Source organism: Clostridiaceae bacterium (assembly GCA_012840395.1).
In the GTDB taxonomy this organism is placed as follows: Bacteria; Bacillota; Clostridia; order Acetivibrionales; family DULL01; genus DULL01.
This window is the reverse complement of sequence record DULL01000005.1, coordinates 1-16,009: the sequence shown is the minus strand read 5'-3', so window position 1 is coordinate 16,009 and position 16,009 is coordinate 1. Positions and strand designations below refer to the sequence as shown.

The 16,009-nt window shown below is 35.5% G+C and carries 11 protein-coding genes and 1 pseudogene; 9 read left to right on the top strand and 3 right to left on the bottom strand.

Annotated elements, in window-relative coordinates; all coding sequences use genetic code 11:
* Positions 1 to 14 precede the first annotated feature (14 nt).
* Positions 15 to 125, bottom strand: a pseudogene (locus GXX20_00485) (DNA primase).
* Positions 126 to 163: 38 nt separating this feature from the next.
* Here GXX20_00485 and GXX20_00480 point away from each other — a divergent pair.
* The 4 genes from GXX20_00480 to htpG all read left to right on the top strand — a co-directional run bounded on the left by GXX20_00480 (position 164) and on the right by htpG (position 4,783).
* The gene (locus tag GXX20_00480; protein ID HHW30145.1) at positions 164 to 1,123 is read left to right on the top strand and encodes a zinc ABC transporter solute-binding protein; all 960 of its coding nucleotides are present in this window, start codon (positions 164 to 166) and stop codon (positions 1,121 to 1,123) included.
* A gap of 28 nt (positions 1,124 to 1,151) precedes the next feature.
* Positions 1,152 to 1,934, top strand: coding sequence for a metal ABC transporter ATP-binding protein (locus tag GXX20_00475; protein HHW30144.1), 783 nt, complete (start codon positions 1,152 to 1,154; stop codon positions 1,932 to 1,934).
* Positions 1,934 to 2,773: a metal ABC transporter permease gene (locus GXX20_00470; protein HHW30143.1), complete on the top strand. Its 840-nt coding sequence runs from the start codon at positions 1,934 to 1,936 to the stop codon at positions 2,771 to 2,773. Before GXX20_00475 ends, GXX20_00470 begins: the two co-directional genes overlap by 1 nt.
* 126 nt (positions 2,774 to 2,899) lie before the next feature.
* Positions 2,900 to 4,783 (top strand): molecular chaperone HtpG, encoded by a 1,884-nt coding sequence (htpG, locus tag GXX20_00465; GenBank protein ID HHW30142.1) that lies wholly within the window; start codon positions 2,900 to 2,902, stop codon positions 4,781 to 4,783.
* A gap of 65 nt (positions 4,784 to 4,848) precedes the next feature.
* Here htpG and GXX20_00460 read toward each other — a convergent pair whose 3' ends face one another.
* Positions 4,849 to 6,513, bottom strand: coding sequence for an AMP-binding protein (locus tag GXX20_00460; GenBank protein HHW30141.1), 1,665 nt, complete (start codon positions 6,511 to 6,513; stop codon positions 4,849 to 4,851).
* 85 nt (positions 6,514 to 6,598) lie between these two features.
* On the bottom strand, positions 6,599 to 7,153 hold the full coding sequence (locus GXX20_00455; GenBank protein HHW30140.1) for a helix-turn-helix domain-containing protein: 555 nt from the start codon (positions 7,151 to 7,153) through the stop codon (positions 6,599 to 6,601).
* Positions 7,154 to 7,398: 245 nt separating this feature from the next.
* Between GXX20_00455 and GXX20_00450 the strand changes: the two genes are divergently transcribed.
* From GXX20_00450 to GXX20_00430, 5 genes are all read left to right on the top strand, one after another.
* Entirely contained in the window at positions 7,399 to 11,205 is a 3,807-nt protein-coding gene (locus GXX20_00450; GenBank protein ID HHW30139.1) for a phosphoribosylformylglycinamidine synthase, read from the top strand.
* 196 nt (positions 11,206 to 11,401) lie between these two features.
* Positions 11,402 to 12,679, top strand: a complete 1,278-nt coding sequence (locus tag GXX20_00445) for an MFS transporter (GenBank protein ID HHW30138.1) — start codon at positions 11,402 to 11,404, stop codon at positions 12,677 to 12,679.
* Between the two features lie 218 nt (positions 12,680 to 12,897).
* Complete coding sequence (locus GXX20_00440) at positions 12,898 to 14,073, top strand: family 10 glycosylhydrolase (protein ID HHW30137.1); 1,176 nt, start codon at positions 12,898 to 12,900, stop codon at positions 14,071 to 14,073.
* A gap of 71 nt (positions 14,074 to 14,144) precedes the next feature.
* A complete protein-coding gene (locus GXX20_00435; GenBank protein ID HHW30136.1) occupies positions 14,145 to 14,480 on the top strand; it encodes a hypothetical protein in 336 nt (111 codons plus the stop codon).
* Between the two features lie 76 nt (positions 14,481 to 14,556).
* On the top strand, positions 14,557 to 15,747 hold the full coding sequence (locus GXX20_00430; GenBank protein ID HHW30135.1) for a hypothetical protein: 1,191 nt from the start codon (positions 14,557 to 14,559) through the stop codon (positions 15,745 to 15,747).
* Positions 15,748 to 16,009: the final 262 nt, after the last annotated feature.

Genomic DNA, 16,009 nt, shown 5'->3' with positions numbered 1-16,009 from the left:
TTCGCGAAGCTGTACTAAACACATAAAAAACTTACGGGAAAGTCACTGGGTTTACATAAAAATTCCCCACCGGTGCCTGGGGAAAAAATTTTGCAAAAGTGGGGAGATCTCACTTGCAAAAAACAAATTAGATGGTAATAATAAAACAGGAGGATACATATTAATGAAGAAATATAAAAAAGGTATTATTATATATTGGATAATTTTAGTTGTATTATATCTAAGTATTTCAACTTTGTTTTTTGGATGCAGCAATATTGAAAAATCAAGTAACCTGTCTGAAAATGGTAAGATAATTGTATATACAAGTTTTTATCCCATGTACGATATGGCAAAAAAAATCGGAGGAGATAGAATTGAATTAAGGATATTAATACCTTCCTCTTCCGAACCTCATGAATGGGAACCAGGTCCACAGGACATAAGTACTCTTGAGAAGGCGGATGTTTTTATTTATAACGGAGCAGGAATGGAGCCATGGGCAGAGAGCATATTAAATACATTAAAAAATAACAGAATGGTGATTGTAGATACTTCAAAAGAAATTGATCTGTTAGAGAGTGCAGCTGAACACAGCCATAACGGTGATAAAGATGATGAATACTATGATCCTCATGTTTGGCTGAGCCCACAAAATGCTAAAAAACAAATGGAGGCTATAAAAGAGGCTTTTATAGAAGCAGATACTAAAAATAAAGAATATTATGAAGAAAACTTTTTAAATTATTCAAAGAAGATGGATGAACTTGATGACACCTATAGAAAAGCAATATCTGAGTTTTCAAGAAAGAATTTGGTTGTAACCCATGGCGCTTTTGGATATTTATGTCATGCCTATGGTTTGAATCAGGTGGCAGTTGATGGATTAAGCATTGATTCTGAACCTTCTCCCGGGAAAATGGCTGAAATTGTGAACTTTATACGTGAGAATGATGTAAAGGTAATTTTCTATGAAGAAAACTCAAATACAAAAGTGGCAGAAGCAATAGCCAGGGAAGCAGGCATTAAAATTATGCCCCTCAATACGCTTGGACGTTTAAGTGAAAAAGATATTAATGAAGGTAAGGAATATTTTAGTATAATGATGGAAAATTTAAAATCTCTTGAAGCAGCTTTAAAATAATTGAAAATTGAAGAGGCAAGAATATTATATGGACAGGGTTATAGATGTCAGAAACCTAAAATTTAGTTATGGAGAGTTAAATGTATTAGATGATGTCACTTTTCATGTTAACAAAGGTGACTACCTGGGAATAATTGGTCCTAACGGATCTGCAAAAAGCACCTTAATAAAGTTGATGTTAGGAGTTCTAAAACCCCTTGAAGGTGAAATAAAATTACTGGGTGAAAAAATTGAGAAATTTGATCAGTGGGGCAAGGTTGGATATATACCTCAGAGAGCCGCAAATTTTAATAACAGTTTTCCTGCTACAGTAGAAGAAATTGTTGGTGCCAATTTATATTCCAGAATAAAAAAGATGAAAATCAGTAAAAAAGCATATAAAGAGGAAATAGACAAGGCACTGGAAATAGTAGGAATGCAGCATTATAAAAAAAGGTTGATAGGAAATTTATCTGGAGGTCAGCAACAGAGGGTATTTATAGCAAAAGTGCTTGTCAGCCAGCCTGAACTTATATTTCTGGATGAGCCCATGTCAGGTATGGATGCTGCTTCAGAAGAAGCTGTATATTGTCTTCTTGCAAAACTTAATAAAGAAATGAAAATTTCCGTAGTAATGGTGACTCATGATATTGGTGCCATTACTTCACATGCAAATAAGCTGGCTATTATGAGCAACAGGAAACTTGTAATATGTAACCCTGATGTGGATAATGTTGGTGATTTATTGACAAACCTCTATGGACATAGAGTAAACATAAATATAATAAAATATAATTGCGGTAATTGCAGCTGGAGGAATGGGGCAAAATGATGGAAATATTTAAATATGATTTTATGATAAAAGCATTTCTTGTGGGCGGCTTAATTGCCATCATAGCACCATGCATAGGGATTTTTATATTGTTGAAAAGGCTGTCGATGATAGGCCATTCCCTTTCCCATACATCGTTAGCAGGTGTAGCAGTGGGACTTATTGCAGGTATTAACCCTATTTTAGGAGCAACGGCTTTTTCTGTGATTGCAGCCTTAAGTATAGAAAAAATAAGAAAGTCATTTACCAATTATTCTGAGATAGCAATAGCAATTATTACATCAGCAGGTATAGGACTTGCAGGTGTATTATCAGGATTTATTAAAAGCAGTGCGACTTTTAACAACTTTCTTTTTGGCAGTATAGTTGCAATTAGCAATTTTGAGGTAATACTGGTTTCTGTTTTAAGTGTAATAATATTATTAACTATAATTGTCTTATATAAGCCATTATTTTATATTGCTTTTGATGAAGAATCATCAAGGCTTGCAGGTATTCCCGTGTCGTCCATAAATTTTTTATTTACATTGCTTACCGCAATAGCAATTTCAATATCCTCCAGAACAGTGGGCGCACTGATAATATCCTCCTTAATGGTTATTCCGGTATCTACTGCAATGCAAGTGGGCAAAAGTTTTGCAAACACATTGGTTCTTTCCATAATATTTTCATTGATTTCTACATTTTCAGGCCTATTTATATCTTTTTATACAAACCTGAAACCTGGTGGGACAATAGTATTAGTTGGAGTGATTTTGCTCATATTAACAATATTTTATAAGAATATATTAAAAAGATATTGTTCAAAATTGTTAGCACTCATGTCCAGAGAGTGCTAAAATCTCCTTGACAATTAATTTACTGTAGTTGTAATATAATTAGTAAAGATTTCTAAATAGTAAATCAAAGTTTCACATTTACTTGAATAAGGCTTACTATAGTTACAGGAAAGGAGCGTCTTAATAATGTCTCATGAAAAGGGGACTTTATCAATTCATACTGAAAACATCCTCCCTATAATAAAAAAGTGGTTATACTCTGATAAAGATATTTTTATTCGTGAATTGGTTAGTAATTCCAATGATGCCATCAGCAAATTAAAAAGGCTGGTTGCATTGGGAGAAGCTGAAATAGAGGATAATCCCAAATACTATATTAAAGTTATAACCAACAAGAAATTAAAGACTATCCAGGTTATTGACAACGGTATAGGAATGACAGGAGATGAAGTAAAAAAATATATTAACCAAATTGCATTTTCCGGTGCACAGGAATTTATAGAAAAATACAAGGATAAAGCTGATGAAGGAAGCCAGATAATAGGGCATTTCGGTCTTGGATTTTACTCAGCATTTATGGTGGCTGACAGGGTTAGAATCGACACGCTCTCATATCAGAAAGGTGCGACAGCAGTAGCCTGGACAAGCTCCGGGGGAGTAGAATATGAAATGGAGGAATCCCCTCGTAAAGAGAGAGGTACCACAATCACTCTTTATATAGCTAAAGATAGCGAAGAGTTCCTTGAAGAATATAAGCTTAGGGAGATACTTTTAAAGTATTGTTCATTCTTACCCTTTGAAATATACCTTGAAGATGCCACAAAGAAAAAGGATGATGAAAGTAAAGAAGAAAATAAACCTCTTAACGATACGAATCCTTTATGGTTGAAAAACCCTAAAGACTGCACTGATGAAGAATATAAAGAATTTTATAAAAAGGTGTTCTTCGACTTTAATGATCCATTATTCTGGATTCACCTTAACATGGATTATCCTTTTAATTTAAAAGGTATTTTATATTTTCCAAAGTTAAAACATGAGTTTGAATCATTGGAAGGTCAGATAAAACTATATTATAATCAGGTTTTTGTTGCTGATAATATAAAAGAAGTTATTCCTGAGTTTCTTTTATTGCTTAAGGGAACCATCGATTGCCCCGATCTCCCTCTGAATGTATCAAGGAGTTTTCTCCAAAATGACGGATATGTTAAAAAGATATCATCACATATTACCAAAAAGGTAGCTGACAAGCTTATTTCACTATATGAAAATGAAAGGGAGAATTATAATAAATATTGGGATGATATAAACCCCTTCGTTAAGTATGGATGTGTCCGTGAAAGTAAATTCTATGACAGAGTCAAGGATATAATCATATATAAGACTATTAATGGTGAATATGTTACACTTAAAGAATATATTGAAAGAAATAAGGAAAAACATAAGGAAAAAGTATTTTATGTAAATGATGAAAAGCAGCAGGCACAGTACATTAAAATGTTTAAGGATCACAATATGGAAGCAGTGATACTTAATTCCATGATTGATACACATTTTATTCAATTTCTTGAGATGAAAGATGATAAAATTAAATTCTGCAGAATAGACTCTGACCTGGCAGATAACCTTAAGAATTCAGATGCAGGGAAGGATACTGAAACTGTTAAAGCTGAGGCGGCCGAACTGGAAAAACTGTTTAAAGAATCAACAGGCAACGATAAGTTAAATGTTAAGGTAGAAAACCTTATTGATGCTTCCATACCTGCAGTAATACTCCTGTCGGAGCATTCCAGAAGGCTTCAGGATATGAGCAGAATGTTCGGAAATGCTGATTTATTTGCTTCAATGCCTAAAGAAGAAACTTTGGTACTTAATAGCAGCAATATACTTATACAATCCATATTAAAGTTTAAAGATAAAGAGGATAAAAGGGAAGAGGCTAAAATGTTATGCCAGCATATCTATGACCTGGCAATGATGAGCCACAGGCAACTGGAAGCTCAGGAAATGACCAGATTTATTGAAAGAAGCAATCAAATACTAACAAAATTGGTAACTTTGGAAAATTAAATAAGCATAATAAAAGGATATATTTCTGACTTAAACAGAAATATATCCTTTTTTATAACATAAGGTTACTTGTTACGATCCTGTTCTCTTATTTCAACTCTTCTGATCTTTCCGCTAATTGTCTTCGGCAGTTCAGAAACAAATTCAATTATCCTTGGATATTTATAGGGAGCAGTAACATTTTTTACATGTTCCTGCAGTTCTTTCACCAATTCAGGACCGGGAGTGTAACCTTTTGCAAGAACAACAGTTGCTTTAACTACACTGCCCCTGATAGGATCAGGTACACCTGTTATCGCGCATTCCAAAACGGCAGGGTGTTCCAACAGAGTGCTTTCAACTTCGAAAGGACCAATTCTGTATCCGGAACTCTTGATAACATCATCAGCTCTTCCAACAAACCAGAAATAACCGTCTTCGTCCTTCCATGCCATATCTCCGGTATAATATAACCCATCATGCCATACCTTGCGGGTAAGCTCTTCGTCCCTGTAATATCCTTTAAACATACCCACAGGTGCGTTTTTATCAGTTCTTATAACAATCTGGCCTTCTTCTCCAACATCACAAGAAGTCCCGTCTTCTTTAACAATATCTACATCGTAGCCAGGAGAAGGTTTTCCCATTGAGCCTGGTTTAGGATTTATCCAGGGATAATTTGCTATTGCAAGTGTTAATTCGGTCTGGCCATAACCCTCTGATAGTTTAAGACCTGTTGCTTTTAAAAATTGATAGTATACTTCGGGATTTAATGGTTCTCCTGCAATTGAACAGTGTACCAATTTACTAAAATCATATTTTTTAAGGTCTTCTTTAATAAAGAACCTGTATATTGTGGGTGGAGCACAAAAAGTTGTAACTCCGTGCCTGATTATTACATCCAGCAATTCTTTAGGTACAAATTTATCATAATCATAAACAAATACAGCGCTTCCACATATCCACTGTCCATAGATTTTACCCCAGACAGCCTTAGCCCAGCCTGTGTCGGCTACTGTAAGGTGTAATCCGTCATCCTGTACATTCTGCCAGTATTTTGCTGTTATTATATGGCCTAAAGGATAAGTAAAATCATGCTGCACCATTTTAGGCATTCCAGTTGTTCCTGAAGTAAAATACATTAGTGATATATCAGTGTTTTTTATGCTGTCTTCACCGGTAGGCCTTTCAAAGCAATCAGATGCTTTTTCCAATTCGGCATAAAAATCAATCCATCCTTCTTTGGAACCACCCACCAAAACTTTTGATTCTAATGTTGGTGAATCTGCCTGGGAATTCTCTACATGTTTTATTACTTCATCTTCTGCAACTGATACAATCATTTTGATACTTGCCGCATTACACCTGTAGATAATATCCTTGGCTGTAAGCAGATGTGTTGCAGGTATGCAAATTGCACCGATTTTATGCAATGCGAGAATGCAGAACCAGAATTCATAACGTCTTTTAAGTATCAGCATTACGGCATCGCCTTTTTTGATACCTGCTGACTTAAAGAAGTTTGCAGCTTTATCACTATAATATTTAATCTGTCCAAAGGTGAAAGTTGCTTCGTCACCCTTGTCATCACACCATACAATGGCTTTTTTATTTGGTTCCAAAGCAGCATATTCGTCAACAACATCATAGGCAAAGTTAAAATTTTCTGGAACTATTATTTTAAAATTTGATACAAAATCTTCATAGGATTTAAAATCTTCTCTTGTTACATATCTACTAATAAAATTCATTCCAAAAACCTCTTTCTTTAACATTATGTGACATTGTAGCAAATTTATTTAGGTAATGCTCTGTAATATTCTTAAAACAGCAATTTTAAAGTATTATTGCTAAAAATTTTGCTGGTTTTCCGTTCAGTGCTTTCATTCCATGTTCCAAACCGGAGTCAAAGTAGAGGGAGTCCCCCTCATCTAATATTAATTCGTAGCCATTAATAACAACCTTCAGTTTACCTTCAAGAACATAATTGAATTCTTGCCCCGGATGAGCATTAAATTCCAGGGGACATTCATCAGGTTTAGGTTCAACGGTTACAAGAAAAGGCTCTGCTCTTTTATGCAAGAAATTATAGGCGAGATTCTGGTATTTATAGGCTTTTCTTCTGTCAACAGATACACCTTTTCCATTTCTTACTACACAATAATTTCTAAGTTTTGGTTCTTCTCCGGTTAATAAAGCCGTCATATCCACTTTGAATCTGCTTGAAATTTTATGTAGAAATCCCACAGGTATATCTACACTTCCGCTTTCATATTCAATATAAGTTTCTACCGGTACATTAAATTCTTGTGCCAAAGTTTCAATTGATAATCCTGATATTTCTCTCAGATCTTTAATTCTGGCGGCTATCTGTTTAATTTGTTCAGACATATAACCATCCTTTCATTGTTCAATATTTATTAGCTAATATTATCACTTCGCGGAAGAATTAGTACATTAATGTATATGCAAATTATAAATGGTTCTAGTTTGTATAATATAATAGCACTACATCAGCTCAATGTAAATCAATAGAAATTCACGTATTTTATTATTTTTTCATAACATTTTACACAAAAATACCCTTATGTTATAATTTGAATGTCTATTACAACCTTAAAATGGAGGATTTGAAGATGAAAAACACTGTTAGGCGTATTTTTGTAGAAAAAAAACAGGGTTTTAATATAGAAGCACAAAAACTCTATAATGATTTAAGGGAAAACCTCGGAATAATTGGTTTGGAATCTGTAAGAGTTATAAATAGATATGACATCGAAGGTATGGATGATAATGAGTTTGAGGCTTCGAAAAACACTGTATTTTCTGAACCACAGGTTGATATTATATATAATGAGCAACTGGAAATATCACCCGATTCAAGAGTTATAGCAATAGAATATCTTCCCGGGCAGTATGACCAGAGAGCCGATTCGGCAGCACAATGTGTGCAGATATTAACCTGCGGTGAAAAACCTGAAATAAAAGTTGCGAAGATAATAATACTTGAAGGCTGTATAAGCGATGATGAATATGAAAATATAAAAAAATACTGCATTAATCCTGTGGAATCAAGAGAAGCATCCTTGGAAAAGCCTCTTACTCTGAAAACCAAAATAAAGAAACCGGAAGATGTAAAAGAAATTAAAAATTTCATTAATATGAGCAATGAAGAACTGCAAAAATATATGAATGAAGCCGGTTTTGCCATGTCAATTGAGGATCTGAGATTCTGTCAGAGCTATTTCAGGGATGTGGAAAAGAGAAATCCTACTGTTACTGAAATGAAAGTTATTGATACATACTGGTCAGATCATTGCAGGCACACTACTTTTTTAACAAAGATTGAGAAAGTGAAATTTGAAGATGGATATGCCAGTGATGTAGTAAAATCTGTTTATGGTGATTATCTTGAGTCGAGAAATTTTGTATATAAAGATAAAGACAGGGACATCACTTTAATGGATCTTGCCACCATAGCCATGAAAGAAATGAAAAAAAGGGGAATGTTGAAAGATCTTGATGAGTCTGAGGAAATTAACGCATGCAGCATCGTGGTAAATGTAATTGTTGACGGGAAGGATGAAGAATGGCTTGTAATGTTTAAAAACGAAACTCATAATCATCCTACTGAAATCGAACCTTTCGGCGGAGCAGCTACCTGTCTTGGCGGTGCCATTCGTGATCCTTTATCCGGAAGATCATATGTTTACCAGGCTATGAGAGTAACAGGAAGTGGCGATCCAAGAGCCAGCATTGAAGATACTTTGCCGGGGAAACTACCTCAGAGGAAAATAACTACAGTGGCAGCAGCGGGATACAGTTCATACGGAAATCAGGTAGGTTTAGCAACAGGACAGGTTGCTGAAGTATACCATGAAGGGTATGTTGCTAAAAGACTGGAATTAGGAGCAGTAATTGGCGCAGCTCCTAAGAAAAATGTAATAAGAGAAAAACCACAGCCCGGTGATGTAATAATTCTTCTGGGTGGAAGAACAGGCCGCGATGGATGCGGCGGAGCTACAGGTTCTTCTAAAGCTCATACTGATGAGTCTTTGATGACTAGCGGAGCCGAAGTCCAGAAGGGAAATCCTCCTACAGAAAGAAAAATACAAAGACTTTTTAGAAAACCTGAAGTAAGTACAATGATAAAAAAATGTAATGATTTTGGAGCAGGTGGAGTATCGGTAGCAATTGGCGAACTTGCTGACGGACTGGAAATAAATCTTGATGCAGTACCTAAAAAATATGAAGGACTAGATGGGACTGAGCTTGCCATATCCGAGTCTCAGGAAAGAATGGCGGTTTTATTATCCAAGGATAATGTCGAAGCTTTCATAAATGCTGCTCAGGAAGAAAACCTCGAGGCCACTCCGGTTGCTGTTGTAACAGAGCAACCCAGAATGAAAATGATATGGAGAGGCCAGACAATTGTTGATATATCAAGAGAATTTCTTAATACAAACGGAGTAAAACAAATAACTCAAGTAAAGATAAAGGTACCGGACAAAAACGACAGCTTTTTTAATAAAATACCTGAAACAGTGGAAAATTCATTAAGTGATTTAAAATCTGCATGGTTAAATAATCTTGAGAGATTGAATGTATGCAGTCAAAAAGGTCTCGTGGAAATGTTCGACAGCACTATAGGAGCCGGTACAATTTTAATGCCTCTCGGAGGTAAATACCAATTGACACCTTCTGAGGGTATGGCTGCAAAAATTCCTGTACTTGATGGGGATACTACAACAGGTACCTTAATGACTTTTGGTTTTAATCCTTACTTATCAGAATGGAGTCCTTTCCATGGAGCTTTATATGCGGTTATAGAAGCTGTTTCTAAGATTGTGGCTATGGGCGGAGACTTCAGAAGAATAAGGCTCAGTCTTCAGGAATATTTTGAAAAACTGGGTAAAAACCCTGAAAAATGGGGTAAACCTTTCAGTGCGTTGCTTGGAGCCTTCAAAGCCCAGAAAGAAATGGGCATTCCCGCAATAGGCGGAAAGGACAGTATGTCGGGAACTTTCAATGAACTGAATGTTCCACCTACACTGGTTGCTTTTGCTGTAGATATAGCAGATGCTGATAAAGTTGTATCTGCTGAATTTAAGCAGTGTGGAAGTAAAGTAGTGCTAATTCCACTTAAGAGAGACCATAATGAAATGCCAGATTTTGACCAATTGAGAAAAAACTATGTTAAAGTTCATGAACTTATAATTAACAGAAAAGTTCTTGCTTCTTGTACAGTAAAGTGCGGCGGAGTTGCAGAGGCAATAAGCAAAATGGCTTTTGGAAACCGAATAGGTTTTGCTTTTAACGAAAATATTGAAAACAGGCAATTATTCCTTCCTGGCTATGGATCAATTATTCTAGAATTACCGGGAGATGAGGATACTGATAGTCTTCTTGAGGGAGTAGATTTTAAGCTTTTGGGATACACACAGCAAAAAGCTGCAATAACAGTTAACGGAACAGATATCTGTCTGGAGGAGGCACTTTCCCATTGGGAAAAACCTCTTGAATCAGTCTTTCCTACAAGAAATGATTTTATAAATGAAAAGCCAAAACTTTTTATGTATAATCCTCCTGCAGATAAAATATCCGGAAATTTAATAGAAAGAACCAGTGTAAGAAAAAGCTTTGCCAAGCCGAGAGTATATATACCTGTTTTCCCTGGAACCAACTGTGAATATGATACGATGAGAGCTTTTGAAAAAGCAGGTGCCCTGGTAAATATCCAGGTAATAAAGAATATGAGCTCAAAAGATATAGAAGACTCAATCAAAGAAATGGCAGAAAATATAAATAAATCTCAAATAGTAATGATTCCCGGAGGTTTCAGCGGAGGGGACGAACCTGACGGATCAGGCAAATTTATTGCAACAGCTTTCAGAAATCCATATGTTAGCGAAGCCATCATGAATCTTCTAAAAAACCGTGATGGGCTGATGCTTGGTATATGTAACGGTTTTCAGGCATTGATTAAGCTGGGACTGCTTCCATATGGAGAAATAAGGAAATTAAGTAGTGACAGTCCTACTCTTACGTTTAATACTATAGGGCGCCATGTTTCCACAATGGCTCGTACAATAATAACCTCAAAATTATCACCATGGTTTAGCAAAGTAAACCTTGGAGATATATATACTATAGCTTTATCCCATGGTGAAGGCCGATTTGTTGCCACTGAAAAAGATCTTGAGATAATGGGCAGAAACGGTCAGATAGCCGCACAATATGTAGATATGGATGGAAATCCCACCTACGACAGCAGATTTAACCCCAACGGCTCCATCCATGGTATTGAATGTATTACAAGTCCTGATGGAAGAGTGTTGGGTAAAATGGGTCATTCTGAAAGAATTGGTACAAATGTGGCTAAGAATGTACCTGGAGAAAAAGATCAAAAAATATTTGAAGCTGGAGTGGAATACTTTAGTTAATAAATAAATTGAAATTTAACAAGGCTTCAAGAAATCTCCCGCTTTTACAAGCGGGATCTGAATTGAGGCAAATTAAAATAACAACCTTGTTCAGTGGGGGGTGCAAGACCCCACTGAATCCTCAAGCGAAGCAAGTTTGCTTTTTTTAAATCACTGCTTCTGGTGACCGGCCATTTTGGCGAAGGAGATACTTACAATGAGAAGAATTATTTTTGACCGCGGTATTGCAAAAATCCGAAGCCTGAATAAAAACTTCAGGGCATTTCTTAAAATGAATTCTTGTTTTCTTGGTTTTGTCACAATTATAAACCTGTTTATTAATACATTTCTGTTTAAGGCTTCCGGGAATTCAGACCAGGTGATGATCTATAATATCTTTTTAAGTGCAGTACAGCCATTTTCCATGATCGGTACCGTTTTTGTACTAAGGAAAGCTTCTCCTCTCATATCCCAGCGGATAAGCTTCCTGTTATATGGAATTGTATTTGCATCATTGGTAATAACAGGTGAGTATGCTGCCAACTACTATTGGGCAATTGGTACCCTTTTATCCATTGCAGCAGGATTTTATTATGCCACATACTGCCTGCAGCTTGTATCCTACACAAATGATGACAATCTTGACACTGCAACAGGAATATTATCTACCGTAGGATCAGTTATTTCACTGGCACTGCCTTTGATTTTAGGATTTTTATTATCTTTGTTTAAAGACTTTACAGGATATCGTATTTTATTTATTCTTATGTTTATGCTTTCCTCATTGGCGCTAAAATTCTCCATGGAACTGGCACCCTTGAGTCAGTTTGACAAAGATAAAAAAGTTTACTTAAGTGAAGTAGCCCAAACCCTGTTACAGAATAAAATAGGATGGAAGATAATGGGGATTACTTTTTTAATTGGTATTCGTGATGGGACTTTTTCATTTTTCATCAGTGTATTGATTTACCAGTTTATTGCCAATGAGGCGGTCATTGGAATTAATTCTTTTCTGGGAAATGCCTGTGCCATCTTGTCTGCCAGCTTGTATGCCTTGCTTGTAACACCCGGCAGGAGAAGCAGGAGCGTATTTTTTTCTGTTACGGTAATAGCCGGCGCCATTGCCTTATTATATATTAACCTGAGCCCTGTAACACTAATTGCTTTTAATGTTGTTAATTCTCTTCTGATATACTTTATCAACATGCCGCAGGTAAATATCTATTTTTCCGTTGTCCAAAACATCGATTATTTTAAAGGGAAAGGCGCTGAAGTCCATACAATCCGGGAATTTTTTCTGGGAGCAGGCAAGGTTCTTGGAATTATATTGACAATGAACATGCCAGGCAGTGCAGCAGGATATGTTACAGCAATGTTGATTTTGACTGTATCCCAGTATATTTCGGCTTTTTTAATCAACAGTATACAAAGTCAGCTTGATATTCAGCAGACAGATAATAATAAAACAGGTGATGAATTGAAAATATATGCGTAAGGAGTATAAAATAGTACAAATAAGAAGATTATTTTGATGGGTTAAATTATTATGAAGTTTTTTTACCTTATTTAAAAAATTATAATAAGATAGAAAATTAAATTAACTTTTTGTGCTGGCTTTAAAGACATATGAGTTTTTTAGAAATAACTCATATGACCTAAACTGGCATAAAAGGTCTATATAATAAAATAAATAAGCAATGTGGAGGAATTAGGATGAGTGAAAAATCAATAATTGTTAATATTGATCCTTATGATAATATTTTATGGAGTGACAGCAATGAATACACAAAAGTTATGCTTGAAAATACCTTTTGCAATATAGCCAGGGCCGGTGCTGATACGGTTTTCTGGAGAGTAACCTGTATAGGTAAAGTTTTTTATTGGAGCAATATTGAATACAGGCATGACGGTGGAATAAACAAAAATGCATACAAAGTAAAAAACTTCATTGAAAAATATGATCCCACTGAATTAGCAGTAGAATATGCCAGAAAATATAATCTTAATATATACATATGGATGACCATGTACGATGATTTTTATCCTGGTATGACAAGCAGGCTTATAAAAGAACATCCGGAGTTTCAGTGGGTTGACAGGAGTGGTGATGTATACTTCAAAGGTGTAGTAAACTATTGCTATCCTGAAGTAAGAGAATATAAGCTGGCTATGGTTAAGGAACTTGTAAATTATGAAGCTGACGGATTTTATCTAAGCATGAGAAGCCATGCACCTCATCTTAATGTATATGATATAGAGGATATGTTTGGATATAACAAACCAATTGTTGAAGAGTATGAAAAAAGATATGGAATAAATATTTTAAAATATAATTCTGTGAAAACCTACAGAAAAAACAAGGTAACCTGGATTGAATATATAGATGATGGTTTTGATAAAGAACTCTGGCACAGGCTAAAGGGAGAATATCACACCATGTTTATTAAAGATGTCAGGAAAGTAACAAAAGAGAAAGGTCAAAAGCTGATTGTCCATGTGGCAGGTGACTATAACGGTATTTATCCTCTTGGTCAGACCAACAAAAAGTCAGCAAGGTTTTATACAGATTACAGGAATTGGGTTAGAGAAGATGTTGTTGACGGGATACTATATATTCCACCTGTCCCTCAGACAGACAGCAAGGGACAGCCTACAACCTGGGGAAATGAAGAATATGATTTGACTCAGGAACTTGAATACATGAGATACTATAGGGAAGCAATAAAGGATAAGGCTAAGCTGTATATGTGGCATCATGTAAATGTAAAATACAACAGATGGGACTGCATTAATACTATTGCCCGTGAAGTGTTTGAAAAAGACCAAAGCAATTTAATTGACGGAATAGTGCTGCATGAAGCTGCAACCTTCGAGTATGGCCGAAGGTAAAAGAAAATCAGACATAGGATCAATCCTGGAAGAAGGTATAAGCGGTAAATACTTAAGCGGGAGAAATCTATATGAATGAAATAAAAAAGGTTAAGATTGATGGTAATGAAAAAGCGGCAGCAATTATGCCCCTGTATCATGCCAATATGCATGAGGAAGCCAAAAGGCTGGAGATGGAAGTGCTTGAAGAGATAAAAAAATCCGGCCAGAAGATGTGTCCATGCACAGGCATTTGTGATAGAGCAGGGAACTGTGTTGACTGTGTATTGCTTCACAGAGCCCACAAAGACCACTTACCCCGTTGTTTCTGGAAAATGGTAATTGAGAGGGTGCCGGAACACCGCGGACTTTGCGATGAAAAGCCAAGAAAAGATATAACTAATTCTTTTGAGAATCAACCAAAATGAATTGTGCAGGTAGGACAAATTGTATATGTGAAAAAGCGTATTCAGCTTAGATAATGTTAAAATAGGAGGTTATTATATGAGTGAAAAGGATATTATCCTGAATGTAGATTATTTCGATACCTGTGGAAATATTAAGAATGATCTCTATGGTGAAAAGTATATAGATAATTTATTTAAGAATGCAGCTGAACAGGGTGTTAATATAGTTTTTTGGAGGATATCGGTTGTAGGCAAAGTATTTTACAGAAGTAATGTTGAATATATTATAAATGACAGTATCGACAATGAACATTCTAAAAGAGTAAAAGACATCATGAGCAGTTTTGATCCGGTTGAACTGGCTGTTAAGTACGCGAGAAAGTACAATATTCAAATATATATTTGGATGACTATGTATGACGATTATTATCCTAAAATATCCAGTAAATTAATGCAGGAACATCCAGAATGGCAGTGGGTGGACAGAAGCGGCGACTTGTATTATCAGGGCGTATTTAATTACTGTTATGAGGGATTAAGAGAGTACAAATTAAAAATGATAAAGGAACTAGCTGACTACGGATCGGACGGTATATTCCTTTCTATAAGAAGTCATGCTCCCCATACCGACAATCCTTATGATTACGAGGATATGTTTGGCTACAATAAACCAGTGGTTGAAGAATATAAAAAAAGATATGGTATAGATATTACCCAATTTGATGATGTAAGATTTGAAAGAACTGAGAATCTGGTAAGATACCCTTTATATTCGGGAGGACCTAAGGATAAGCCTTTATACATGTATGATGATGAAACCTGGCAGAGATTAAAAGGCGAGTACCATTCTTTATTTATCAGAGAAGTTTCGGAATACCTCAGAGAAAAGAACCAGAAACTTATAGTGCTGGTAAGCGGAGACTATACAGGAGTTTATGCTTTGGGCCTTACTAACAAGAGGACAGCTCTTTTTCATGCTGATTATAATAAATGGGTTGATGAAGGACTTGTAAGCGGTTTGGTAATAATGCCTGTGTACCAGTGGCAGCCCGCATTATATAAAAAGCCTTGCCCAACTGTGGAGCAGGAGCTGGAACAACTTAGAAGATATAGAAATGATTTGGGCAACAGGACAAAAATCTACCTTTGGTATGATGTGGCCTATGGACATAAATATAACTGGAATGATATAAGAATGTTTGCTGAAAAATATTTGAAAAACGAAAAATCTTATTTGTTAGACGGTATTGTTTTACATGAAGAGCAAGTTTTCGAGTTTGGTTTATAAGTTAAGGACTAAAGGGGGAATATGTAGTGGTTAACAGAAAAGCCATCTGACAACCATTCAAGAGTGGCACTAAGAAAACTCTATATTCCCCAAAATCGTAACGATAATTGTCGCAATATAATATGCAAAATTTAAAAAAGAGTGTCAATAACTTTTGAAAATGTCACCTAAAAAGACTAAAAAAACGAGTTAATTATCTTGTGAAAATGTCACTTAAAAATAAAAAAAGTGGTGTTGGAATCTGTAAAATGAAAAAGCATTA

Bases quoted from the DNA above. Each gene is read 5' to 3' on its own strand.
- GXX20_00480 (HHW30145.1), top strand. From the start codon at position 164: ATGAAGAAATATAAAAAAGGTATTATTATATATTGGATAATTTTAGTT.
- GXX20_00475 (HHW30144.1), top strand. From the start codon at position 1,152: ATGGACAGGGTTATAGATGTCAGAAACCTAAAATTTAGTTATGGAGAG.
- GXX20_00470 (HHW30143.1), top strand. From the start codon at position 1,934: ATGGAAATATTTAAATATGATTTTATGATAAAAGCATTTCTTGTGGGC.
- htpG (HHW30142.1), top strand. From the start codon at position 2,900: ATGTCTCATGAAAAGGGGACTTTATCAATTCATACTGAAAACATCCTC.
- GXX20_00460 (HHW30141.1), bottom strand. From the start codon at position 6,513: ATGAATTTTATTAGTAGATATGTAACAAGAGAAGATTTTAAATCCTAT.
- GXX20_00455 (HHW30140.1), bottom strand. From the start codon at position 7,153: ATGTCTGAACAAATTAAACAGATAGCCGCCAGAATTAAAGATCTGAGA.
- GXX20_00450 (HHW30139.1), top strand. From the start codon at position 7,399: ATGAAAAACACTGTTAGGCGTATTTTTGTAGAAAAAAAACAGGGTTTT.
- GXX20_00445 (HHW30138.1), top strand. From the start codon at position 11,402: ATGAGAAGAATTATTTTTGACCGCGGTATTGCAAAAATCCGAAGCCTG.
- GXX20_00440 (HHW30137.1), top strand. From the start codon at position 12,898: ATGAGTGAAAAATCAATAATTGTTAATATTGATCCTTATGATAATATT.
- GXX20_00435 (HHW30136.1), top strand. From the start codon at position 14,145: ATGAATGAAATAAAAAAGGTTAAGATTGATGGTAATGAAAAAGCGGCA.
- GXX20_00430 (HHW30135.1), top strand. From the start codon at position 14,557: ATGAGTGAAAAGGATATTATCCTGAATGTAGATTATTTCGATACCTGT.